Annotated in this window: 18 protein-coding genes and 1 pseudogene; 8 read left to right on the top strand and 11 right to left on the bottom strand. The window is 64.8% G+C overall.

Annotated features, from left to right (window positions below; translation table 11 throughout):
• Positions 1–557: 557 nt before the first annotated feature.
• A complete protein-coding gene (locus DB032_RS10445) occupies positions 558–1,202 on the bottom strand; it encodes an NAD(P)-dependent oxidoreductase (protein WP_107799427.1) in 645 nt (214 codons plus the stop codon).
• A gap of 114 nt (positions 1,203–1,316) precedes the next feature.
• On the opposite strand from DB032_RS10445, the gene DB032_RS10440 reads away from it, so the two are divergent.
• Complete coding sequence (locus DB032_RS10440) at positions 1,317–2,201, top strand: LysR family transcriptional regulator (protein WP_048412147.1); 885 nt, start codon at positions 1,317–1,319, stop codon at positions 2,199–2,201.
• A 52-nt stretch (positions 2,202–2,253) separates the two neighbouring features.
• Here DB032_RS10440 and DB032_RS10435 read toward each other — a convergent pair whose 3' ends face one another.
• The 3 genes and pseudogenes from DB032_RS10435 to dinG form a co-directional block, all read right to left on the bottom strand.
• The gene (locus DB032_RS10435) at positions 2,254–3,423 is read right to left on the bottom strand and encodes a porin (protein WP_107799426.1); all 1,170 of its coding nucleotides are present in this window, start codon (positions 3,421–3,423) and stop codon (positions 2,254–2,256) included.
• Between the two features lie 210 nt (positions 3,424–3,633).
• Positions 3,634–3,918, bottom strand: a pseudogene (locus tag DB032_RS10430) (DUF3579 domain-containing protein); the annotation flags it as partial.
• Between the two features lie 126 nt (positions 3,919–4,044).
• Positions 4,045–6,171, bottom strand: coding sequence for an ATP-dependent DNA helicase DinG (gene dinG, locus DB032_RS10425; RefSeq protein WP_107799425.1), 2,127 nt, complete (start codon positions 6,169–6,171; stop codon positions 4,045–4,047).
• A gap of 215 nt (positions 6,172–6,386) precedes the next feature.
• On the opposite strand from dinG, the gene DB032_RS10420 reads away from it, so the two are divergent.
• The 5 genes from DB032_RS10420 (at position 6,387) to DB032_RS10400 (ending at position 12,045) form a co-directional block, all read left to right on the top strand.
• Positions 6,387–8,345: an aminotransferase class I/II-fold pyridoxal phosphate-dependent enzyme gene (locus DB032_RS10420; protein WP_107799424.1), complete on the top strand. Its 1,959-nt coding sequence runs from the start codon at positions 6,387–6,389 to the stop codon at positions 8,343–8,345.
• Positions 8,346–8,537: 192 nt separating this feature from the next.
• The gene (gene argF, locus DB032_RS10415; RefSeq protein WP_107799423.1) at positions 8,538–9,461 is read left to right on the top strand and encodes an ornithine carbamoyltransferase; all 924 of its coding nucleotides are present in this window, start codon (positions 8,538–8,540) and stop codon (positions 9,459–9,461) included.
• Between the two features lie 97 nt (positions 9,462–9,558).
• Positions 9,559–10,785: an argininosuccinate synthase gene (locus tag DB032_RS10410; RefSeq protein ID WP_107801798.1), complete on the top strand. Its 1,227-nt coding sequence runs from the start codon at positions 9,559–9,561 to the stop codon at positions 10,783–10,785.
• A 45-nt stretch (positions 10,786–10,830) separates the two neighbouring features.
• Complete coding sequence (locus DB032_RS10405) at positions 10,831–11,727, top strand: DMT family transporter (RefSeq protein ID WP_233246678.1); 897 nt, start codon at positions 10,831–10,833, stop codon at positions 11,725–11,727.
• Positions 11,728–11,841: 114 nt separating this feature from the next.
• Entirely contained in the window at positions 11,842–12,045 is a 204-nt protein-coding gene (locus DB032_RS10400; protein ID WP_019099892.1) for a DUF2788 domain-containing protein, read from the top strand.
• Positions 12,046–12,121: 76 nt separating this feature from the next.
• On the opposite strand, the gene DB032_RS10395 is transcribed toward DB032_RS10400, so the two are convergent.
• The 6 genes from DB032_RS10395 to DB032_RS10370 all read right to left on the bottom strand — a co-directional run bounded on the left by DB032_RS10395 (position 12,122) and on the right by DB032_RS10370 (position 19,143).
• The gene (locus DB032_RS10395) at positions 12,122–12,760 is read right to left on the bottom strand and encodes a LysE family translocator (protein ID WP_107799421.1); all 639 of its coding nucleotides are present in this window, start codon (positions 12,758–12,760) and stop codon (positions 12,122–12,124) included.
• A gap of 100 nt (positions 12,761–12,860) precedes the next feature.
• Positions 12,861–14,399, bottom strand: coding sequence for an amino acid permease (locus DB032_RS10390; protein ID WP_199225871.1), 1,539 nt, complete (start codon positions 14,397–14,399; stop codon positions 12,861–12,863).
• A gap of 145 nt (positions 14,400–14,544) precedes the next feature.
• Complete coding sequence (locus DB032_RS10385; RefSeq protein WP_107799420.1) at positions 14,545–15,255, bottom strand: gamma-glutamyl-gamma-aminobutyrate hydrolase family protein; 711 nt, start codon at positions 15,253–15,255, stop codon at positions 14,545–14,547.
• The gene (locus DB032_RS10380) at positions 15,255–16,415 is read right to left on the bottom strand and encodes an iron-containing alcohol dehydrogenase (RefSeq protein WP_107799419.1); all 1,161 of its coding nucleotides are present in this window, start codon (positions 16,413–16,415) and stop codon (positions 15,255–15,257) included. The genes DB032_RS10385 and DB032_RS10380 overlap by 1 nt, the downstream gene beginning before the upstream one ends.
• A 4-nt stretch (positions 16,416–16,419) precedes the next feature.
• Complete coding sequence (locus DB032_RS10375; RefSeq protein WP_107799418.1) at positions 16,420–17,805, bottom strand: aldehyde dehydrogenase family protein; 1,386 nt, start codon at positions 17,803–17,805, stop codon at positions 16,420–16,422.
• Positions 17,806–19,143 carry a glutamine synthetase family protein gene (locus DB032_RS10370; RefSeq protein ID WP_233246677.1) on the bottom strand — a complete coding sequence of 446 codons (1,338 nt, stop codon included), beginning with the start codon at positions 19,141–19,143 and terminating at the stop codon, positions 17,806–17,808.
• 332 nt (positions 19,144–19,475) lie between these two features.
• On the opposite strand from DB032_RS10370, the gene DB032_RS10365 reads away from it, so the two are divergent.
• Both DB032_RS10365 and DB032_RS10360 read left to right on the top strand, forming a co-directional pair.
• Positions 19,476–20,357, top strand: coding sequence for a MurR/RpiR family transcriptional regulator (locus DB032_RS10365; RefSeq protein ID WP_158274281.1), 882 nt, complete (start codon positions 19,476–19,478; stop codon positions 20,355–20,357).
• A gap of 55 nt (positions 20,358–20,412) precedes the next feature.
• Positions 20,413–20,913, top strand: a complete 501-nt coding sequence (locus DB032_RS10360) for a YajQ family cyclic di-GMP-binding protein (protein WP_019099884.1) — start codon at positions 20,413–20,415, stop codon at positions 20,911–20,913.
• A gap of 76 nt (positions 20,914–20,989) precedes the next feature.
• Here DB032_RS10360 and dapA read toward each other — a convergent pair whose 3' ends face one another.
• On the bottom strand, positions 20,990–21,892 hold the full coding sequence (gene dapA / locus DB032_RS10355; RefSeq protein ID WP_107799415.1) for a 4-hydroxy-tetrahydrodipicolinate synthase: 903 nt from the start codon (positions 21,890–21,892) through the stop codon (positions 20,990–20,992).
• Positions 21,893–21,960 lie beyond the last annotated feature (68 nt).

Raw genomic sequence — 21,960 nt, 5'->3', positions numbered from 1 at the left:
CCTTATTATTGTCGTTGTCATGGTTTCGCACGGCTTTGGCGCGAGGGCCGGCCTGCGCCTCGCCATCTTGCGGCAGCCGGGCAATCTAGACAAGCCGGCGACGGCTGTCAATTTAGAATTATAGAGTCAGGACTAAGTTGCGTCGGGGATTCGACGAGTTGAAACCGCTTCGCATTCGGACGGCATGAACCGGGCGGGCGGATGGCCCTTTGTACAAGGCGAGGAGGGGAATGGGGCGTGAAAAAGCCCGGGCGAGCCGGGCTTGGAGCTTAGAACCTGTTTACGATCTGCTGCGCGTCGTGAGACGTGACACGGTGAGTACCCCTTCGAATGCTCATGTACCACGCGTACATTCCGCGTTCTCAGCCGCTTTCGCCTTGTCTCGCCCTAGCTCGCGAGATCGTAAACACGTTCTTAGAACCTGTTCAAGGTCTGCTGCGCTTCGGCGATACAGCGTTGAAACCGAGCTCAAAATGCTCATGTACCACGTGTACATTCCGCGTTCTCAGCCGCTTTCGCCTTGTCTCGCTCTTGCTCGCAAGACTTTGAACCGCCTCTTAGACTGCGGCGGCGGTGAAGCGGCGGCGCAGATGCTGCGGTTTTTCCAGTTCGTCGACGATGGCCACGGCCAGGTCTTCCACGCTGATATCGGCCGGCTTGTCGCCGTTGAACAGCAGCTGATCGCCGCCCAGCCGGTATTTGCCGCTGCGCTCGCCCGGGTGGAGGAAGGCCGGCGGGGAGACGAAGGTCCAGTCCAGCGCGGTTTCTTCGCGCAGGCGGCGTAGCGCCTCGCGCACGCCCAGCGCGCCTTCCTTCCATTCCGCCGGGAATTCCGGGGTGTCCACCAATTGCACGCCGGGCGCCACTTCCAGGCTGCCGGCGCCGCCCACTTCCAGGAAGCGCTTGACGCCCGCCTGCTTGACGCCGGCGACGATGGCGTCGTGGCCCTTGACGGCCAGCGCCTGGATGTCGGCCTTGTCCCAGCCGGGATTGAAGGCGCTGACCACGGCGTCGTGGCCGGCCACGGCGGCGGCGATCTGGCCGGCCTGGTAGGCGTCGGCGGCCACGCCGCTCAGTTGCGGGTGTTGCGGCAGCTTGGACAGAGTGGTGACGATGGCGCTGACTTGATGTTTGCGGGCCAACAGTTCTTGCAAGATGGCCGAGCCGACAAAGCCGCTGGCGCCGATCAGAGCGATTTTCATGGGGATTCCTTTTCGCGATAAACGTGATGAAGTTTGATGGCGTTCAGAATAGCAGCTTGATTATAGAGCGATAATCCGGCAAAAATAAGATTGATAGTTTAGATGGACTTAATAATGGATGCGTTGAGACGGATGGCGGTCTTCGCCATGGTGGTGGACAAGGGCTCGATGAACGGCGCGGCGCGCGAACTGGGCATGACGCCGTCGGCGGTCAGCCAGCACATCAGCAAGCTGGAGCAGCAGCACGGCGTCAGCCTGTTGCACCGGACTACCCGCAAGCTGACGCTGACCGAGGCCGGCAGTCTGTTCTATCAGGGCTGCGCCGATATGCTGGCCGCGGCGCAGCTGGCCGAACAGCGCTTGCTAGAGCTGCGCGACGCGCCGGTGGGCGAGCTGCGCATCGCCGCGCCCACCGGTTTTGCCGGCGCGCTGTTGAGCGAGGCGCTGACGCCGCTGCTGAGCGCGCACTCGGGCCTGAAGCTGCGTTTGTTCTTCCACGATGAAATGATAGATCTGGTGGACAACCGCATCGATCTGGCTTTGCGCGCCGGCGTGCTCAAGGACTCCAGCCTGGTGGCGCGCCACCTCGCGGATTGGCCCAATGTGCTGTGCGCGTCGCCGGCTTATCTCGCGCGTCAGCCGGCGATCACGCGGCCGGAGCAATTGTCCGCGCTGCAGTGGGTGGCTTTGTCTGACCGCAAGCTGGGTTGGCTGGCCTTCGAGCATGCGGACGGCAGCCGCTTCACCGCCGAGCCGGACGCGCGCCTGGTCAGCAACAATATCGTCGCCGCGCGCCAGTTCGTGCTGGCCGGCATGGGGGTGGCGGTGCAGCCGGAGCCGGAGATTCGTCAGGAACTGGCCGATGGCCGCTTATTGCGAGTATTGCCGGAGTGGAGCTTGCCGCCGCTGGCGATTTACGCGGTGACGCCGCGCCGCGACATTCAGCCGGCCAAAGTGCGTTACGCGATCGAGGCCTTGCGCGCCAGCCTGAGCAAATGAAAAACGCCGCCGGCAGGGCCGGCGGCGTGATTGGAACGGCAGTCGTTCAGGATCAGAAGGCGATCTTGAAGCCTACGCCGAAGGCTTGCGGGTCGTTGCCGGCTGTCAACGAAGCGTTGCTGGCGCCCAGATTGCTATCGTATACCGGGTTGTTGGCGAAGTTGGCCTTGGCCTTGGCGTTGTTGCTGATCTTGGTGTAGTAAGCCAGCACTTGAGTGGTTTTGGACAGGTTGTAAGTGCCGCCCAGAGTCCATTGCTTGGCCTTGAAGTCGTCGCCGTTAACGCCGGCGGAAGTGTTCTTCAGCGTGCCCAGTTGGCCGTAGGACAGCTTGACCGAAGCCGCGCCGAAGTCCTGACCCAGCGCGATCAGCCAGTCGTCTTGCTTAACTTGGCCGCCGCCTACCTGGTCGTAGGTGCCCCATTCGTAGTTGCCGCCGACGAAGGTGCCGGTGTCGAACTTATAGCTGGCGGCCAGGCCGTAGAAGGTGACGTTCTTGCCGGAGTTCAGCGACAGTACCGCCGGGCTGGAGTTGTTGTACGAGTTGCTGTTGGCGATAACGGCCGTATCGTACTGGCGATCCCAGGCGGCGGCCAGGTTCAGGCCTTGCCAGGTGTAGCCCAGGCCCAGGGAGATGCGTTTGGAGTCGTTGCCGGATACGCGGCTCTCGTCCACGCCCCAGGACGCGCCCAGCTTGAAGCCGGCCCAGCTCGGGGAGAAGTAGTGAACCGAGTTGGCCATACGCGCTTCGCCGCGGCTGTTGACCGAGCTGCTGCCGAAGTTGTCGGCGGTGGTGTTGACCATCAGGTCGGTGCCCAGCGCGCTGTTGCTGCTGCCGGTGAACATCTTGTAGGCGGAGTCGTGTTGGCCCAGCAGCACGCGGCCGAAATCGCCGTTGTCGAGGCCGATGAAGGTGTTGCGGGTGGCGAAGGTCGCGCTCTGACCTTTGTCGTTGGTGCCGCCTTGTTCGAAGTTGCGCAGGCTGTTTTCCACCTGCCAGATCGCCTTGGTGCCGCCGCCGATGTCTTCAAAGCCCTTGAAGCCGATGCGGGAGTTGTGGTCGACGATGCGGGTGCGGCTGCTGTATTCGCTGCCGCCGGAACCGGTGGCTTTGCTCGATTCGATGCCGCCGCTGAGGAAACCGTAGATGGTTACGTCAGCGTGGGCGACAACGGGCAAGGCGAACATTGCGGCAAGCAGGGCTGCCAGATTTTTCTTTTGCATCTTGAATGCTCCAAGTCAGTTTTTGCTTTACTAAAGTCAGGTGCCGAAGCTGGCGGACCTGCAATATCTATAGTAGATAAGTGCGGTATCGCCACAACACATGTCTTAGTTTAGCCACAAAATATGACGTGGGTGTTGCAATGTTGTTGCATCAAGACAATTCGGACAGGGGTAGTGTTGCAATTACGCCAAGAATTGATTGGGGTAGACCTCGTCCAGCAGGGTGCGGCAATCGACGATGCGCAGATCGTTGTCCTTGGCGAAGTCCATCAGAAAGCAAAACACCTGCGGGCTGATTTTCTCCAGTTTCTTGTCCACCGCCACGCAGCGCACGCCGTCCAGCATCATCGGGCGGACATGGGCGTGGTAGTGCAGTTTCTGATCGTCGAAGGAGGCTAGGATGCCGGCCAGGCGTTCGGCCCAGTCGCTGGGGCGGAAGGTGCGCCCCTCGGAAGTGATGCCCTGGATGACTATTTCGTATGGATTGCAGATCATGGCGGTGGACCGGAGTGTTTGCTTTTGGTTTAGCCTGTTTTTTATCGTCTGCTAAGCGATTTGCGCTTGGCGTTTTATGTTCAGGCGTTTTGTTTGTTGCTGAATATTTAGCATTTTACCCGAAAATCAGATGCGCTTGAATGGCGGCAGCGAGGCGAGCAGCCGCTTGCCGTAGCTTTGTTTTTGCAAGCGGTTGTCCAGAATGGTGACGCGGCCGTAGTCGCGTTCGGTGCGGATCAGCCGGCCCACGGCCTGCACCAGCTTGATCGAAGCTTCCGGCACCGTGATCTCGATGAAGGGATTGCCGCCGCGTTTCTCTATCCAGCGCGACAGGGTTTTGCCTACCGGATCGTCCGGCATTGCGAACGGCAGTTTGGCAATAATCACGTGCACGCAGCTTTCGCCGGGCAGGTCCAGGCCTTCGGAGAAGGAATCCAGACCGAAGATCACGCTGGGTTCGCTCTGTTTCAGCCGCTGATGGTGCTGTTCTATCAGCAGGCTCTTGGGGATTTCGCCCTGAATCAGCAGCCGCTCGCGCAGCGCGGCCGGCAGGCCGGCGGCGACTTCCTGCATTTGTTTGCGGGAGGAGAACAGCACCAGGGTGCCGACCGGTTCTTTCACATCGATCAGCTTGGGCAGCCATTCCACGATTTCGCGGGTATGGCCGCCGGCGTCCTTGGGGCTGGCCAGCATCGGCGGCAGATACAGCTCGCCCTGCTCGTCGAAATTGAACGGGGAATCCAGCGCCACGCAGCTGACTTCCGGCATCCACTTCAGGCCGGTCTGCGACAGCAGCAGGTCGAATTCGCCCAGCGAGCGCAGCGTGGCCGAGGTCAGGATGGCGCCGGCTGCGCGGCGCCACAGCGTGGCGGCCAGGCTGGCGGCGGCGCTGACCGGCGAGGCGGAGAACAGGTAATCGCCCTTGCCCTCGGCGCGGCGGGTGATCCATTTGGCGATGGGCGGGCTGGCGGGCTCGGTTTCTTTTTCAAACAACTCCCACACCGCCAGCAGTTGCTCGGCGCGCGCGGTCAGAAAGCCCAGGTCGGAGGCGGTCTTGTCGACTTGCGCCGCTTCGCCGCCCTTGTCCTTGCGCGCCTCGCCCAGCGCGTCGCTCAGCAGGCTCAGCTGTTTGAACAGCGAGCGCGCCGAGGTGGCCATATTGGCGGTGGGGCCCTGGAAGCGTTCCGGCAGCACGCCGTCCTCTATCAGCCAGGTGGGCTCCAGATTGTCGCTGGAGGCGGCCAGCGCGTCTTCGCCTTCCAGCAGCCACAGCCACTCGGTCAGCGTTTCGGAACAGGCGCTGGCGGCTTCTATCGCCTGGCTGACGATGTCCACCTTGTCGGTCAGCGCCTCCACGCGGATGGCGGCGGCGGCCACTTTGTCCAGCCAGGACATGGCCTGAGCCAGCGAATGTTCGGCGGAAAACTGGTTAACCGCCTTTTTGGCCAGGTGGTGCGCCTCGTCGATACAGTAGTAACTTTCTTCCGGCGCCGGCAGGATGACGCCGCCGCCCATGGACACGTCGGCCAGCATCAGGTCGTGGTTGGCCACCACCACGTCCACGTTTTCCAGCACGTCGCGCGCCAGATAGAACGGGCATTCCGGCCGGTTGGGACAGGCGGCTTTCAAACAGCCGTGGCGGTCGTTGGTGACGCGCGACCACAGGCCGTCCTCTATCACGCTTTCCCAGGCGTCGCGGTCGCCGTTCCAGCGGCGGTAATAGAAGGCGTCGGCCAGCTGGCGCAGGGTTTCGATTTCGCCGGCTTCCGGCTTGCGGTCCCATAGCGCCAGCGTCGGGTCCAGGTCCAGCAACTGGCCTTGGGCGTTCTCGGCGGTCAGCGCGTAAATGCGCTGCGGACACAGATAGCGGCCGCGGCCCTTGGCCAGGGCGAAGGTCAGCGGCAGGCCGCTGTTTTCGACGACGAAGGGCAGGTCGCGGTTGACCAGTTGCTCTTGCAGGGCGACGGTGGCGCTGGTGACCACCAGTTTCTTGGCGCGGGATTTGGCCATCACGCCGCCGGCCAGCAGGTAGGCCAGGCTTTTGCCGACCCCGGTGGGGCCTTCGATCACGGCGATGCTTTCGCCGGCGCGCTCCGGCCAGTCGTCGCCTTCCTTGTCCTTGCTGCGCGACAGCGCGTTGGCGATCTCCGCCAGCATGCGGCGTTGCGCGGCGCGCGGGCGGAAGCCCGGCAAGTTGTCGGCTATGGTCCGGTAATGGTCGCGAATCGCGTCTTTTTCAGCAGGGGTCAGCATGGCGGCGATTGTACCGCAAGGGGGCGGCCTTGTCTGGCCGCGCCAAGCCGGGCGTCGAATATGGGGAAATCCTGATGTGCGACTGCAAAATGACGGCGACGCGCGGATGTGGATAGGATAGGCAAATATAAAAACAAGCGAAATTGCGCGAGCGACTTAGGCAGACAAATCCATCAATAACAGCGCAAAGCAATATCAACAGGAGAAACCCGATCATGACACCCGTTAGCCGAGTGCTGGTGGTCAGCGACGACGCCAAATGGCAGGCCGATGTGCTGGCCGGACTGGGCGCCGCCGCGGTCCGGCTGGAAAACCCCTACGGCCTGACTTTCGTCGGCGTCGCGCGCAGTCAGGACGCGCTGGATCAGATCGCCCGAGACGGCGACGTCCAGGTGGTGCTGGTGGACAAGCAGTTGCAGGAGAAGGGCGTCAGTCAGGCGGCGGCGCAGCTGGCCAATCGCATCAGCGCCTTCCGTCCGGAAATTTCGCTGTATGTCTTATTGTTCGACGACGACGAGCGCGCGCTGGTGGAAGACCTGGCCAGCCACGCGGTGGACGGCTATTTCTACCGCGACGAGCTGGATTTCCACGGCTGGTTCCGCATTTTGTCGGCGGAGCTGGCGGAAAAGTCCGCGACGCCGTTCTACGACAAGCTCAAGCAATACGTGCGCATGGCCAAGGATTCCTGGCACACGCCGGGCCATTCCGGCGGCGATTCCTTGAAAGGCAGCCCCTGGGTCGGCGATTTCCATGATTTCGTCGGCGAGAGCATGCTGCGCGCCGACCTGTCGGTGTCGGTGCCGATGCTGGATTCTCTGCTGCACCCCACCGGGGTGATAGAGGAGGCGCAGATGCTGGCGGCCAAGGCCTTCGGCGCCAAGCGCACCTACTTCGCCACCAACGGCACCTCCACCTCCAACAAAGTGATTTTCCAGACCTTGCTGGCGCCCGGCGACAAGCTGCTGCTGGACCGCAATTGTCACAAATCGGTGCATCACGGCGTGATCCTGTCCGGCGCGCTGCCGGTGTATCTGGATTCCTCGATCAACAAGCAGTTCGGCATTTTCGGACCGGTGCCCAAGGAAACCATCTTCGCCGCGATCGACGCCAACCCCGACGCGCGGGTGCTGATCCTGACCTCCTGCACCTACGACGGGCTGCGTTACGATCTGAAGCCCATCATCGAAGCCGCGCACGAGCAGGGCATCAAGGTCATCGTCGACGAGGCCTGGTACGGCTTCGCCCGTTTCCACCCGGCGTTCCGGCCGACGGCGCTGGAGTCCGGCGCCGACTATGTGACCCAGAGCACGCACAAGGTGCTGTCGGCGTTCTCCCAGGCCAGCATGATCCACGTCAACGACCCCGGCTTCGACGCGCATCTGTTCCGCGAGAACTTCAATATGCACGCGTCGACCAGCCCGCAGTACAACCTGATCGCCAGCCTGGACGTGGCGCGCAAGCAGGCGGTGATGGAGGGCTACCGGCTGCTGGACCGCACGCTGAAGCTGGCGCAGGAGTTGCGCGACAAGATCAACTCCACCGGCGCTTTCCGGGTGCTGGAACTGTCGGACCTATTGCCGGAGGAGGTGAGGGAGGACGGCATCCAGCTGGACCCGACCAAGCTGACCGTGGATATCACCCAGTCCGGCTTCACCGCGGACGAATTGCAGCAGGCGCTGTTCGAGCGCTACAACATCCAGGTGGAGAAATCCACGTTCAGCACCATCACCCTGCTGCTGACCCTGGGCACCACCCGCAGCAAGGTGTCGCGGCTTTATGACGCCATGCTGCGTTTGGCCAAGGAAAAGCGTCCGCCGCGACCGCTGGGAAGGATGCCGGAGATTCCGCGTTTCTCCCGTCTGGCCAGCTTGCCGCGCGACGCTTTTTACGAGGCCGGCGAGCGCTTGCCGCTGCTGGACGACGATGGCCGCCCCAACGCGGCCCTGGTCGGACGGGTCTGCTGCGACCAGATCGTGCCGTATCCGCCCGGCATTCCGGTGCTGGTGCCCGGCCAGGTGATAGACGACACCATTCTCGCTTATTTGGCGCGGCTGCAAAAAACCCAGAAATCCATAGAAATGCATGGTTTGGCCGAGGATGGCGGCGAGTTTTTGCTGCGAGTGCTCAAAGAAGGGGAGCTGGCGCAACTGCCTGGACGCGCCTTGTTCAAATGAATGCTTGTCAGACAGGCTGATTTCCGATAAATATAAGTCTTGTCGCAATTATGTAAATCATGCGCTTTGCGTAGGCATGCTTGCGACGCCTGTGAATGACTTGAGACCAGCGTGTAGTAATGTGCCATCGCGCATGAAGGACACTGAAACGGTGTCGAACGCGCGGTGGCTTTTTTTTTGAAATGGAGCACCATGACGTCCCCTAGGCATTACTTGCAATTCAGCGACCTGACCCACGAGGAATACCGCCATCTCTTCGAGCGCAGCAAGGTCCTGAAACGACGACGTAGCGACGGCCAGCTGTACCAGCCGCTCGTCGGCAAGGTGATGTCCATGGTGTTCGAGAAGAATTCCACCCGCACCCGCGTTTCTTTCGAAGCGGGCATGGCGCAACTGGGCGGCCACGCGATGTTCCTGGACTCGCAAAGCTCGCAGATGGGCCGCGGCGAGCCCATCGAGGACACCGCCCGCGTGCTGTCCCGGATGAGCGACATCATCATGATCCGCACCTATGAGCAGGCGCTGGTGCAGCGGCTGGCCGCGCATTCCAAGGTGCCGGTGATCAACGGCCTGACCAACGAATACCACCCGTGCCAGATTCTGGCGGACATCTTCACCTATATCGAGCAGCGCGGCTCGATCAAGGGCAAGACCGTGGCCTGGATAGGCGACGGCAACAATGTCTGCCGCACCTGGCTGCAGGCGGCTCGCATCCTGGGCTTCAAGCTCAAGGTGGCGACGCCGGTGGGCTTCGAGCTCAAGGCCTTGGACGGCCAGCATTACGGCCCCGAGCACTTCGAACCCAGCCACAGCGCCAGCCATGCGGCGACCGGCGCGGACCTGGTGACCACCGATGTGTTCACCAGCATGGGCTTCGAGGCGGAGAAGGAAGCGCGGCTGGAAGCTTTCCGCGACTACCAAGTGACGCCGGAGCTGATGAAGCTGGCCAAGCCGGACGCCTTGTTCATGCACTGTTTGCCGGCGCACCGGGGCGAGGAAGTGGCCGCCGCGGTGATAGACGGGCCGCAGAGCGTGGTCTGGGACGAGGCGGAAAACCGCATGCACGTGCAGAAGGCGCTGATCGAGTTCCTGCTGCTGGGCCAGCGCTACGACTGAACTGACGACGCGGGCGAGCCCGCCGTTTACGCGATTCGGCAAGGCCGCGCCAGGCGCGGGCCGGATCCGGCAATCAATGGATTTGAAAGAATACAAAATGTCTGACATCAAGAAAGTGGTACTGGCTTACTCCGGCGGTCTGGATACTTCGGTAATTCTCAAGTGGCTGCAGGATACCTATCAATGCGAGGTGGTGACCTTCACCGCCGACATTGGCCAGGGCGAAGAAGTGGAACCGGCGCGCAAGAAGGCGGTGTCGCTGGGCATCAAGCCGGAAAACATCTTCATTGACGATCTGCGCGAGGAATTTGTCCGCGACTTCGTGTTTCCGATGTTCCGCGCCAACGCCGTTTACGAAGGCGAGTACCTGCTGGGCACCTCGATCGCGCGGCCGTTGATCGCCAAGCGCCAGATCGAGATCGCCAATCAGGTGGGCGCCGACGCGGTGTCTCACGGCGCCACCGGCAAGGGCAACGACCAGGTGCGCTTCGAGCTGGGCTATTACGCGCTGAAGCCGGACGTCAAGGTGATCGCGCCGTGGCGCGAATGGGATCTGCTGTCGCGGGAAAAACTGCTGAACTACGCGGAAACCCACGGCATCGACATCAGCAAGAAGAAGAACGGCGGCAGCCCGTATTCGATGGACGCCAATCTGCTGCACATCTCCTATGAAGGCACGGTGCTGGAAGACCCGGCGGCGGAGCCGGAAGAGGATATGTGGCTGTGGACGGTGAGCCCGGAGAACGCGCCGGACCAGGCCGAATACATTGAGCTGAGCTATGAGAAGGGCGACATCACCGCGATCAACGGTGTGGCGATGAGCCCGGCCCAGGTGCTGACCGAGCTGAACCGCCTGGGCGGCAAGCACGGCATCGGCCGGCTGGACATCGTGGAAAACCGCTATGTGGGCATGAAGTCCCGCGGCTGCTACGAAACCCCGGGCGGCTCCATCATGTTGAAGGCGCACCGCGCGATCGAATCCATCACCCTGGACCGCGAAGTGGCCCACCTGAAGGACGAACTGATGCCCAAGTACGCCAAGCTGGTCTACACCGGCTACTGGTGGAGCCCGGAGCGTCTGATGCTGCAAGGCATGATCGACGCCTCCCAGGCCACGGTCAACGGCTGGGTGCGGCTGAAACTGTACAAGGGCAATGTGATCGTGGTGGGCCGCGAATCCAAGACCGACTCGCTGTTCGACCCCGCCATCGCCACCTTCGACGAAGACGGCGGCGCCTACAATCACGCCGACGCGGCCGGTTTCATCCGCCTGAACGCGTTGCGGATGCGGATTGCCGGCAACGCCAAACAGAAACGCGGCTAAAGCGCCGCGTTGGACCCCAAAAGCCCCCGCAGGGGGCTTTTTTTAATGACGCAAAATATGGAAACCAATCATCGATCCAATGCCTGGATCCCCTGGGCCTTCGTGCTGCTGTGGAGCACCGGCTTCATCGGCGCCAAACTAGGCCTGCCTTTCATCGGCCCGTTCACCTTTTTGGCGATACGGATGGGTCTGACCCTGCTGTGCTTCGGCGCGCTGATCGCCTGCTTCCGGCCCGCCTGGCCGGGCCTGGCGGCGGCCAAGCACCAATGGGCTTGCGGCGCGATGCTGCACGGCCTTTATCTGGGCGCCAGCTTCGCCGGCATCAAGCTGGCGGTGCCGGCCGGCATCACCGCGCTGATCGTCGGCCTGCAGCCGATACTGACCGCGATACTGAGCTGGCTGATGGGCGAGCAGCGGCTGAGCCGCATGCAATGGCTGGGCCTGGCGACAGGCTTTGGCGGCGCGCTGCTGGTGGTGCTGGGCGGCAAGGGCTTGCAGTTAGGCGCCAATCCCGGCCTGTGGCTGACCGCGCTGGCCTTGTGCGCGATCACCGCCGGCACCTTGTACCAGAAGCGTTTTGGCCAGGGCGTGCATCCGTTGACCGGCGCCTTCCATCAATACCTGGCGGCCTTTCTGATTACCGGCGCGCTGGCGCTGGGGCTGGAGCGCGGCGAGGCCATCCACTGGAACGCGCAACTGGCGCTGGCCCTGGGCTGGAGCGTGCTGGCGCTGTCGGTGCTCGCCATCCTGCTGCTGATGCGCATGTTGAAAGACGGCGATGTCAGCAAGGTGGCCAGCTATTTCTATCTGACGCCGGGTCTGGCTGCGGTGCAGGCCTGGTGGCTGTTCGACGAGCAATTGAGTCTGCTGGCGGTGGGCGGCATGTTGTTGGCCGCGCTGGGCGTCGCCCTGGTGTTGCAGAGGTTGCGCTGGCGCCGATAGGCGCGCGCGGGCATTGAGCCGGAGGGCGATGGCGAGTATCTTATTACGGCCAGGCGGGGCGCATCGCTAAGACCCCGCCGGTCCGTGATCTGCTGTGGACGCAAAGGATAACAAGTGTCGGAAGAACAATTCACCAATATTTCCATGATCGTGTGCCTGGGCGGCCTGATCATTTTCATGGGCTTCATCATCTGGGACCTGGGCAAGAAGGCTCAGGCCGGCAAGATGGGCATGTTCATCCTGTTCCTGGTACTGGGCTTCGGCGTGTCCGGCTTCCTGTTCAAGAATGTGCTGGTGGAGTTCCTGATCCAGAAATGAAGGCTCGCGAGACAGCGAACGGCCGGCAAGCGCGCTTGCCGGCTTTTTTATCGCCTACGGAAAGCGTGCGACGCCTCTAGTGACCGCGGTCCAGTATCAGCTTCAAGCCCAGCGCGATGAAGACGCTGCCGGCGACGCGGTCCAGCCACTGGCTGGCGCGGCGGCTCTTGGACAGCCATTGGCCGATGGTGCCGGAGAAATAGCCGAGGCAGCCGAAGATCAGCGCGCCTTGCAGCGTGAAGACCAGGCCGAGCGCGGCGATCTGCAGCCCGGCCGGACCCTGGGCCGGGTTGACGAATTGCGGCAGGAAGGCGAGGAAGAACAGCACCACCTTGGGGTTGATCGCATTGGCGATCAGGCCTTTGCGGAAGGTGGCGGCCAGCGGCGTGGCGTCCCGCCCGGCGGCGGCGGCCTGGAAGCTGGCGCCGGGGCTGCGCAGCGCCTGCCAGCCCAGATAGATCAGATAGCCGCCGCCGGCGAACTTCAGCAGCGTGAAGGCCAGCGGGGAGGCGGCGATCAGCGCGCTGACGCCGAGCGCGGCCAGCACCGTGTGGTTCAGGCAGCCCAAGGCGCAGCCCAGGCCGAAGGCCATGCCCTGGCGGCGGCCGCGGGAGATGCCCTGGCTCAGCACCATCAGATTGTCCGGGCCGGGCGACAGCGTGATCAGCATCGCGGCGGCGGTGAAGGCGAGCAATTGTTCCGGGGTGACGAGCATGGGCTTCTCTGGCGGTGGTTCGTGTCCGGATGATTCCGCATTTGCCGCCGGGAGACAAGCGCTTTGTCCGGCCGCGCCGGTCTCCCTTTGGACTGCGCGTTCAGCCGGCCTCGTCCAGCGCGCTTTCGATTTCGCGGATGTGCGCTTGATGGCCCTGGATGCGCTGGCCGGTGGGCGGTCCCTTGAATTGCTTGCGCACGCCCAGCGCGAACCAGAACAAGGCCAGCACCAGCAGCAGCGCGACGGTCAGGTACAAGACCTTCTCATTCGGCGGCTGGATGCCGACGAAGACCAGCACCGCGCCGCCCAGCGTGGCCAGCGCGGCGATGGGTTTGGATGCCCGGCCCAGATCGAACGGCCCCTTGTGGGTCCAGCTGCGGCCCTCGGCGAACAGGCCGGCGGCGGACGGCAGGATGTAGGAGATGTACAGGAACACCGCGGCGCCGGTGGACAGCACCAGGAAGGCGTCGCCGTACAAGGTGGCGGCAATGGCGAGCGCGGCGCTGACCCAGATCGCCGGGCCCGGAGTGCGGTGTTGCGGATGCACCTGGCGCAGCCAGCGCGAGGCCGGCAGGCCGCCGTCGCGGGCGAAGGCGTACATCATGCGCGAGGTGGAGGTCAGGCAGGCCAGGCCGCATAGATAGTTGACCAGAAAGATGCCTATGCCCAGCGCCGCCTTCAAGGCCGGCGGCAGCGCGCTCAGCAGCAGATCGAAAAAGCCCATGCCGGCCTTGACCCCGGCGCCCAGGTCCGGCAGCACCAGCACGAAGGCGCAGATCATCAGATAGCCGAACACGCCGGACCACAGCACCGAGCGCAAGATGCCCTTGGGCACGTTGCGCGCCGCTTCGCGGGTCTCCTCCGAGGTGTGGGCGGAGGCGTCGTAGCCGGTCAGGGTATAGACGGTGAGCAGCAGGCCGGCCAGGAAGACCATCACCGTGTTGTCCATCCGCGGCCAGGCGCCGCCGTCGGCGCCGCTGTAATTGTGGAAGGTCCACAAGCGGGAGAAGTCCAGCGGTCCAGGCGCGTAGATCAGCAGCGACACCACCAAGGCCAGGGTGACGACGAAGATCAGATAGCCGGACAGATCGGTCAGCCGGGTGGTGAGCTTGATGCCCAGATGGTTGAGCCAGGCCTGGCTCAGCGCCACCACGGCGAGGAACAAGGTCTGATGGCCCCAGCCCAGCTGTTCCGGATTCAGGCCCAGCAGCGGCGCGACCAGGGTTTTGAAGAAGGGGTCGTAAACGCCGAAATTGACCGCGGCGGTGACGAAGATCAGTCCCAGCAGATTGATCCAGGCGGTGGTCCAGCCCAGGCCCTTGCCGCCCAGAATGGACGCCCAGTGGTAAAGCCCGCCGGCGGTGGGGTAGGCGGAGGCGATCTGGGCCATGGCCGCGGCGACGATGGCGGCGAACAGCGCGCCCACCGGCCAGCCTATGCCGATGGCCGCGCCGCCGCCGGCGCTGAGTCCGGCCGGGAAGGCGGTGATGCCGCCGGCCAGCACGCAGATGATGGAAAAGGAGATGGCGAAGTTGGAAAAGCCGCTCATGCGTCGGGACAACTCCTGAGCGTAACCCATGCTGTGCAACAGTTTCTCGTCCTCGCCGACGGGCGCGGACTCATGCCTAACTGGTTCCATGATGTTCCTCTCTCATTGTGCATGTCTGTGGTTTTCCGCCTAGGCGCGCGTACGCGCCGGCGCCCGAACGGCGGCGGAGGCCGGCCGGGCCCTGGCCCGGTGATCCGGGCTTCGTGTCTATTTAGGAAGCGAGGCGCGGCGGCGCTCAGCCGGGCGGCGGCGTTCCGCTCATGGTGACCAGCGCGTCGAACAGCCTTTGCTGGCCGCTGTCGCGCTCGGCGGAGAGCTCGGGGTGCCATTGCACCGCGATCAACTGGGGAAAGTCGGCGATTTCTATCGCCTCGATCACGCCGTCCGGCGCCCAGGCCACCGGCACCACGCCGTGGCCGGGGCGGTCTATCGCCTGGTGGTGCCAGGACTGGGTGAGGACTTCGGTGCCGATCAGGCCCGCCAGGCAGGAATCGGCGGCGACGCGCACCGGGTGCGGCGTCGGCACGCGCGGCGGCGCGCGATGGGGCACGGCCTCGCCCACCACGTCCGGCAGGTGCAGGTGCAGGCTGCCGCCCAGCACGGTGTTGAGGATTTGCAGGCCGCGGCAGATCGCCAGCGTCGGCAGCTTGCGTTGCAGCAGCGCGCGCGCCAGCGCGATTTCGGTGGCGTCGCGCTCCGGGCTGAGGTTGTAAATGGTCGGGTGGCCGTCGCGGTCGAAGCGGGCCGGATCGATGTCGCCGCCGCCGATCAGCACCACGCCGTCCAGCTTGTCCAGCCAGCCGTCCACCATCTCCGGGCCCAGCGCCGGCAATTGCACCGGCGCGCCGCCGGCGCGCACCACTGCCGCCACGTATTCCAGCGGCGTGTGATAGCCGTGCTCGGGCGTGGCCGGGTAGGTGGTCAGGCCGATCAGCGGGCGCCTCATCACAGCCTGCCTTGCTGCGCGGCGAGGAAGATCGCGCGGTAGTCGTCGGCGGACAGGGGCAAGGGGTTGCCGCCGTCGCTGGGGTCGGCCTTGGCCATGCGGCCGATGTCGGCGGCGGCGTCCGCGCCGATGCCGATCTCCGCCAGGGTGTGCGGAATGCCCAGGCCGGCGCGCAATTGCAGCACCCAGGCCAGGAAACCGTCGAAGCCGGCGTCGGCCAGGCCCAGGTAGCGGGCGGCGGCGCTCAGCCGTTCGGCTATCGCCGGCCGGTTGCGCACCAGCACATAGGGCAGCAGCACGGCGTTGGCCAGGCCGTGGTGGGTGTCGAACACCGCGCCGATGGGATGCGCCAGCGCGTGCACGCCGCCCAGGCCTTTCTGGAAGGCGGTGGCGCCCATGATGGAACAGGACAGCATCTGGGCGCGGGCTTCCAGATTGCCGCCGTCGGCGTGGGCCGCCGGCAGCCAGTCGTGCGCCAGCCGCATGCCTTCCAGCGCCACGCCCTGGGCGATGGGGTGATAGAACGGGGAGCAGAAGGCTTCCAGATTGTGCACCAGCGCGTCGACGCCGGTGGCGGCGGTCAGCGCCGGCGGCAGGCCGACGGTCAGTTCCGGGTCCGCCAGCACCAGCTTGGGCAGCATGGCCGGGTGGAAGATGATGACCTTGCGGTGCGCGGCCTCGTCGATGATCAAGGACGCTCGTCCCACCTCGGAGCCGGTGCCGGCGGTGGTGGGCACCGCCAGCGTGGGCGCGACGCCGGCGGGATCGACGCGCAGCCAGTTGTCGCCCACGTCCTCGAAGTCCCACAGCGGGCGTTTTTGTCCGGACATCAAAGCGATGGCCTTGCCCACGTCCAGCGCGCTGCCGCCGCCGACGGCGACCACCCCGTCGTGGCGGCCGTCGCGGAAGGCGGCGACCCCGGCGTCGACGTCGCGGCCCACCGGATTGGGGCGCATATCGCTGAACAAGGCCGTCTCCAGGCCGGCGTCGCTCAGCAAGTTCCGCAGCCGGGCCAGCATCGGCAGCCTGGCCAGGCCGGGGTCGGTGACCAGCAGCGGGCGGCGCATGCCCAGTTCGCGGCACAGCGCCGGCAGCTCCACGGCGCGGCCGGCGCCGAAGCGGATGCTGGTCGGATAATTCCAGTTGCCTTGCAGTTGCATCGCCTTACCCCTTGAGATGGAAGGATTTGACCCGGGTCAGCTGCTGATAGCCCAACACGGACAAGGACACGCCGCGGCCGGTGTCCTTGACCCCGGTCCAGGCCAGGGCCGGGTCCAGGTAGTCGCAGCGGTTCATGAACACGGTGCCGGTCTCCAGTTGCTGGCCCAGGCGGACGGCGGCGTCGCGATCCGCGGTCCAGATCGATGTGGTCAGGCCGTAGGCGCTGTCGTTCATTAGCCGCAGCGCCTCCTCGTCGGAGTCCACCGCCATGATGCCGATGACCGGGCCGAAGCTCTCCTCGCGCATCACGCTCATGGCGTGGTCCACGTCCACCAGCACTTGCGGCGCCAAATAGGCGCTGCCCGGCGCGTCGGCGGCGAAATGGCCGGCCGGAATCAGCGCGCGCGCGCCGGCGGCCAGCGCCGCCTGGATCTGGCCGCGCACGAAGTCTGCGGCGCCGGCGCGCACCATGGGCCCCAGATTGGTGTCCGGGTCCAGCGGATGGCCGAAGCGATAGGTCCGGGTCAGCTCGACGAAGCCGTCGACGAAGTCGCGGTAGCGCTGGCGTTGCACATAGATGCGTTCGATGCCGCAGCAGGACTGGCCGGAATTGAAGAAAGCGCCGTCCACCAGGTTTTCTATCGCCGCCGGCAGGTCGGCGTCGGCGCGCACATAGGCCGGGTCCTTGCCGCCCAACTCCAGGCCGACGCCGATGAAGCGCTCGGCGGCCGCCCTTTGCACCGCGCGGCCGCCGCTGACCGAACCGGTGAAGGCGACGAAGTCGATCTCCGGCGCGGCAGTCAGTTTCAAGGTGGCGGCATGGTCCAGCTCCAGGGTCTGGAACACGCCGATGGGCAGGCCGGCGGCGGCGCAGGCCTGGCGGAACAGATCGGCGATCAGCGGGGTTTGCGAGGAATGCTTGAGCAGCACGCAGTTGCCGGCGGCCAGCGCCGGCGCGATGGTGTTGATGGCGGTGAGGAAGGGGTAGTTCCACGGCGCCAGCACCAGCACCGTGCCCAGCGGTTCGCGGCGCAGCCAGCGCTCGAAGCCGGGCTTGGGCGCGGGGTGGAGGTCGGCCAGGGCCTCCTCGGCGATGTCCAGCATATGGCGCGCGCGCTCGGCCAGGCCGCCGATCTCGCCGGGGGACTGACGGATGGGCCGGCCTATCTGGCGGGTGACGGCGTCGGCGCAGTCGCTCTTGTGGGCGATCAGCCAGTCCACCGCCCGGCCGATCAAAGCCTTGCGTTCGGCCAGCGGCGTGGCGCGCCAGCCGGCCTGGGCGGCGCGGGCGGCGTCCAGCGCGGCCTGGGTCTGGACCGGGCTGGTGTAGCCGCGCTGCAGCAGGGTGGAACCGTCCAGCGGGGTGATGACGGAGTAGTTTTCGCTCATTTAGATGATCTCGAAGTAGCGTTTCAATTCCCAGTCGGTGACATGGCGCTGGAACTCGCGTTCCTCCCATTCGCGGGTGGCGGCGAAGTGATCGACGAAGTCGTCGCCGAACCAGTCGCGGGCGGCGGCGGAGCCGCGCAGCGCCTGAGCGGCCTCCCACAAGGTGCGGTGAAGTTTCAAATGGGGCGGCGCGTCCAGCAGATAGCCGTTGGCGCTGACCGGTTCTTCCGGCTCGATCCGGTGTTCGATGCCGTAGAGGCCGGCGGCCAGGCCGCTGGCCAGCGCCAGATAGGGGTTGCTGTCGGCGCCGGGCAGGCGGTATTCGACGCGTTGCGATTTGGCGCTGCCGGGAATCGCGCGGATGGCCACGGTGCGGTTGTCCACGCCCCATAGCGAGCTGGTGGGCGCCCAATAGCCGGGCACCAGCCGGCGGAAGCTGTTGACCGTGGGCGCGGCCAGGCTCATGAATTCCGGCATCAGCCGCTGGATGCCGCCGATGAAGTGGCGCATCGCGTCGCTGATCGCGTGTTCGCGGCCCGGCTGGTGGAAGGCGCTGTCGCCGCCGTCGCGGCGGCGCAGCGAGATATGGATGTGGCCGCCCTGGCCGGATTGCTCCTGGTGCCACTTGGCCATATAGCAGAGCATGCGGCCCTGTTTCTCCGCCAGCACCTTGGAGAAGGTCTTGAAACAGACGGCGTTGTCGGCGGCGCGCAAGGCGTTGTCCACGCACAGCGCGGCTTCCAGCGCGCCGGGTCCGGTTTCCTCGTGCAGGCCTTCGATCGGCATCTGCATCTGTTCGCACAGGTCCAGCAGCGCGCGGTAGAAGTCGGTGTTTACCGAGCTGCGCAGAATGGAGTAGCCGAAGGCGCCGCTGCCCAGCGGCTTGGGGTGCTGGTACAGCCGCTGCTGCAGTGCGTCGTTGTCTTCGTCCACCGCCAGAAACTCGTATTCGAAGCCGGCCAGCACGTCGAAGCCCATGTCGCGCGCGCGCTCCAGCACCCGGCGCAGCAGGCCGCGCGGACAGAGGCTTTCCAGCCGGCCCACCACCTCGCCCTGGACGAAGATCATATCGCCTTCCAGCGGCAGGTCGCGGCAGGATTCGGGAATCAGCCGCACCTCGGCGTCGCCGTAGCCGCGGCCCCAACCGGTGAGCAGGGTGTTGTCGTACAACTTGTCGCCCACGTCCCAGCCGAACACCACGTCGCAGAAGCCGAAGCCGCCTTCCAGGGCGCACAGGAATTTGTCGCGCGACATGTATTTGCCGCACATCACCCCGTCCATGTCCACCAGGCCCACCTTGATCTGACTCAGGCGGCGTTCTTCGATCAAAACCTTCAAATCCGCGATTGTCTTTACGTCGCGTGCTTCCATCGCTGTCTCTCCCTGATTGCCGCGGTCTAACTTCCCCGATACCGGCCGAGCGTTCATCGTCTGGCTTGCAACTGTCTGTTTTGGCGGTGATTTATCGCTGCCTTGCGGGCTGCTTTTTTGTCGCCGCCATGTTGTTTGGGTAGTATTATTCGTTAAAAAAAAATGAATCAAGCCAAATTTGTAATAAATATTAGAATCAGGGCGGCAGTGTGGGCGCAATGACACAATGCCGTTTTTACACCGGCGCTGTTATGCTGCGCGGCACGAGGGCAGTCGTGCATCGCCAAAGGGGCAACAGAATGAGCCAAAGCCGCTCGATCGCGGAACAAGTCCGCGCGCTGTTTGAAGCGCTGACTCCTACCGAACGCAAGGTGGGACGGGCGCTGCTGGCCAACTACCCGGTGGCCGGCCTGGAAACCATCGCGCAATGGGCGCAGCGCGCCGACGTCAGCGGCCCGACGGTGCTGCGCCTGATCGGCAAGCTGGGTTTCGACAATTACGCCGCCTTCCAGTCCGCGCTGCGCGCAGAACTGGAATTGCGCTTGCAATCGCCGCTGATGCGCCATGATCCGGGACAGTTGCAGGGAGACCATGATTTTCTGGCCAGCCACGCCGAGCGCATCGCCGAGCTGATGCGCCAGACCGCGGCCCAGGTGCCGCGCGCCGAGTTCGACGGCGCGGTGGACCTGCTGGGCGAGCGCAAGCACCGGATCTGGCTGCTGGGCGGGCGGCTGACCGATCCGCTGGCGGCCTATCTTTGCCACCATCTGAAAGTGGTGCGGCCGGACGTGGTGCATTTGCGCGGGGTGCCGGCAAGCTGGGCGGATTCGCTGGTGGACATGGGCCGGCCGGACGTGCTGGTGATCTTCGACATCCGCCGCTACTGGGACGACGCGCTGCGCATCGCGGAAATGGCGGCGCAGCGCAAGGCCAGCGTGCTGCTGTTCACGGATCAGTGGCTGTCGCCGGTGGCGCGCGTGGCGCGCTACACCTTGGCGGCGCACACCGCCGGACCGGCCGGCTGGGACAGCAACACGCCGCTGATGATGCTGGTGGACGCGGTGATCGCCGCCTTGAACGCGCGGCATTGGGACCGCATCAGCGGCCGGCTCAAGGAGGTGGAAGCGATGCGGGCGCGTTTGGGCGAAGGCGGCGAGGGCAACCAACGGGCGGCCGAGTGACAAGGGCGGAGCCAGCCTCTAAAATGTCGGCATCAAGCATTATTAGGAATATTTCATGCCGTCTTTCGATATCGTGTCCGAAGTGAACAAGGTGGAAGTGCGCAACGCCGTGGAGCAAGCCAATAAAGAGGTGTCCACCCGTTACGACTTCAAGGGCAGCGACGCCCGCATCGAAACCGGAGACAAGGAACTGACCTTGTACGCCGACGCCGAGTTTCAACTGGACCAGGTCAACGACATTCTGGTGAACAAGCTGTCCAAGCGCGGCGTGGACGTGCGCTGCATGGAGTACGGCAAGCTGGAAAAAGTCAGCGGCAACAAGGTGAAGAAAGTGCTGACGGTGAAAGAAGGGCTGGAGTCCGACCTGGCCAAGAAAATCGTCAAGCTGATCAAGGACGCCAAGCTCAAGGTGCAGGCCAGCATCCAGGGCGAAGCGGTGCGCGTGTCCGGCGCCAAGCGCGACGTGCTGCAGGAATGCATCGCGCTGATGCGCAAGGAAATCGCCGACGACAAGGAAAACGGCTTCCCGCTGCAGTTCAACAACTTCCGCGATTGAACGCCGTCGCGCGACATGAACACGCGCGAAATGAAAAAAGGAGCCGACAGGCTCCTTTTTTCATTGCCGTTCCGCTTTAACAGGCGGCGGCGCGGCGCAGCTGCAGCCGCTCCCATACCAGCCGCGCCTGTTCCTCCTCGGCGGCGCCGGTGGGCGGCAGCGGCAGCCGGCATTGGCCCACCGGCAGACCCTGCACCCGCAGCATGGCTTTCACCGACATCGAAAACACCGAAGCGTCGGTGTTGGAGAAGGCGAAGGATTCCTGCAAGCCGGCGTTGACGCGCCGCGCCTGCGCCGTGTCGCCCTGTTCGAAGGCGGCGATCATGCGGGCGAACTCCGGCCCGGTCCAGTGCGTGGAGGTGCCGACCACGCCCACCGCGCCCACCGCCAGCAAGGGCAGGGTCAGCGCGTCGTCGCCGGAGTAGAGCGAGAAGTGCTCGCCGGCGGCGGCCAACAGCGCGGCCGCCGCGGCCGGGTCGCCGGTGGCGTCCTTGAAGGCGACGATATTGTCCACCTCGCGGAACAGCCGCAGCAGTACGTCGGCGGCGATGCGGCGGCCGGTGCGGCCCGGCACGTCGTAGACCATCAGCGGCAGCCGGGTGGCCGCGGCCACCGCGCGGAAATGGGCTTCGATGCCGGCTTGCGGCGGGCGGTTGTAATAGGGGCCGACCACGAAGACGCCGGCGGCGCCCAGGCTGGAGGCCTCGCGCGTCAGCGCGATCGCGTGTTCGGTGTGGCTGCTGCCGGTGCCGGCCAGCACCGGGATGGTCACCGCCTCGCTGACCGCGCGCACCAGATCGCGGCGTTCCTCGTCGCTCAGCGTTGGCGCCTCGCCGGTGGTGGCCGCCACCACCAGGCCGTCGCTGCCGTTGGCCGCCAGATGTCTGGCCAGTTGCCGCGCCGCGTCCAGATTCAGCCGGCCGGCTTCGTCGAAGGGCGTGACCATGGCGGTCAGCACCTTGCCCCAATGTTCTGTCATTTTGCTTCCTTTGTTCTTCTTGGCCGCCTTGGCGGCGGCTGGGGCCGATTCTACTCCTTATTGCGACG

The organism is Chromobacterium sp. Panama (assembly GCF_003052555.1).
In the GTDB taxonomy this organism is placed as follows: domain Bacteria; phylum Pseudomonadota; class Gammaproteobacteria; order Burkholderiales; family Chromobacteriaceae; genus Chromobacterium.
The sequence above is the reverse complement of the archived record's forward strand: the minus strand, read 5'-3'. Positions and strand labels throughout refer to the sequence as shown.

Excerpts from the sequence above, each read along its gene's own strand:
- dapA (WP_107799415.1), bottom strand. The coding sequence starts at position 21,892 with ATGACAGAACATTGGGGCAAGGTGCTGACCGCCATGGTCACGCCCTTC.
- DB032_RS10410 (WP_107801798.1), top strand. The coding sequence starts at position 9,559 with ATGTCTGACATCAAGAAAGTGGTACTGGCTTACTCCGGCGGTCTGGAT.
- DB032_RS10395 (WP_107799421.1), bottom strand. The coding sequence starts at position 12,760 with ATGCTCGTCACCCCGGAACAATTGCTCGCCTTCACCGCCGCCGCGATG.
- DB032_RS10365 (WP_158274281.1), top strand. The coding sequence starts at position 19,476 with ATGAGCCAAAGCCGCTCGATCGCGGAACAAGTCCGCGCGCTGTTTGAA.
- DB032_RS10390 (WP_199225871.1), bottom strand. The coding sequence starts at position 14,399 with ATGGAACCAGTTAGGCATGAGTCCGCGCCCGTCGGCGAGGACGAGAAA.
- DB032_RS10420 (WP_107799424.1), top strand. The coding sequence starts at position 6,387 with ATGACACCCGTTAGCCGAGTGCTGGTGGTCAGCGACGACGCCAAATGG.
- dinG (WP_107799425.1), bottom strand. The coding sequence starts at position 6,171 with ATGCTGACCCCTGCTGAAAAAGACGCGATTCGCGACCATTACCGGACC.
- DB032_RS10405 (WP_233246678.1), top strand. The coding sequence starts at position 10,831 with ATGACGCAAAATATGGAAACCAATCATCGATCCAATGCCTGGATCCCC.
- DB032_RS10440 (WP_048412147.1), top strand. The coding sequence starts at position 1,317 with ATGGATGCGTTGAGACGGATGGCGGTCTTCGCCATGGTGGTGGACAAG.
- argF (WP_107799423.1), top strand. The coding sequence starts at position 8,538 with ATGACGTCCCCTAGGCATTACTTGCAATTCAGCGACCTGACCCACGAG.
- DB032_RS10385 (WP_107799420.1), bottom strand. The coding sequence starts at position 15,255 with ATGAGGCGCCCGCTGATCGGCCTGACCACCTACCCGGCCACGCCCGAG.
- DB032_RS10375 (WP_107799418.1), bottom strand. The coding sequence starts at position 17,805 with ATGAGCGAAAACTACTCCGTCATCACCCCGCTGGACGGTTCCACCCTG.
- DB032_RS10435 (WP_107799426.1), bottom strand. The coding sequence starts at position 3,423 with ATGCAAAAGAAAAATCTGGCAGCCCTGCTTGCCGCAATGTTCGCCTTG.
- DB032_RS10380 (WP_107799419.1), bottom strand. The coding sequence starts at position 16,415 with ATGCAACTGCAAGGCAACTGGAATTATCCGACCAGCATCCGCTTCGGC.
- DB032_RS10360 (WP_019099884.1), top strand. The coding sequence starts at position 20,413 with ATGCCGTCTTTCGATATCGTGTCCGAAGTGAACAAGGTGGAAGTGCGC.
- DB032_RS10445 (WP_107799427.1), bottom strand. The coding sequence starts at position 1,202 with ATGAAAATCGCTCTGATCGGCGCCAGCGGCTTTGTCGGCTCGGCCATC.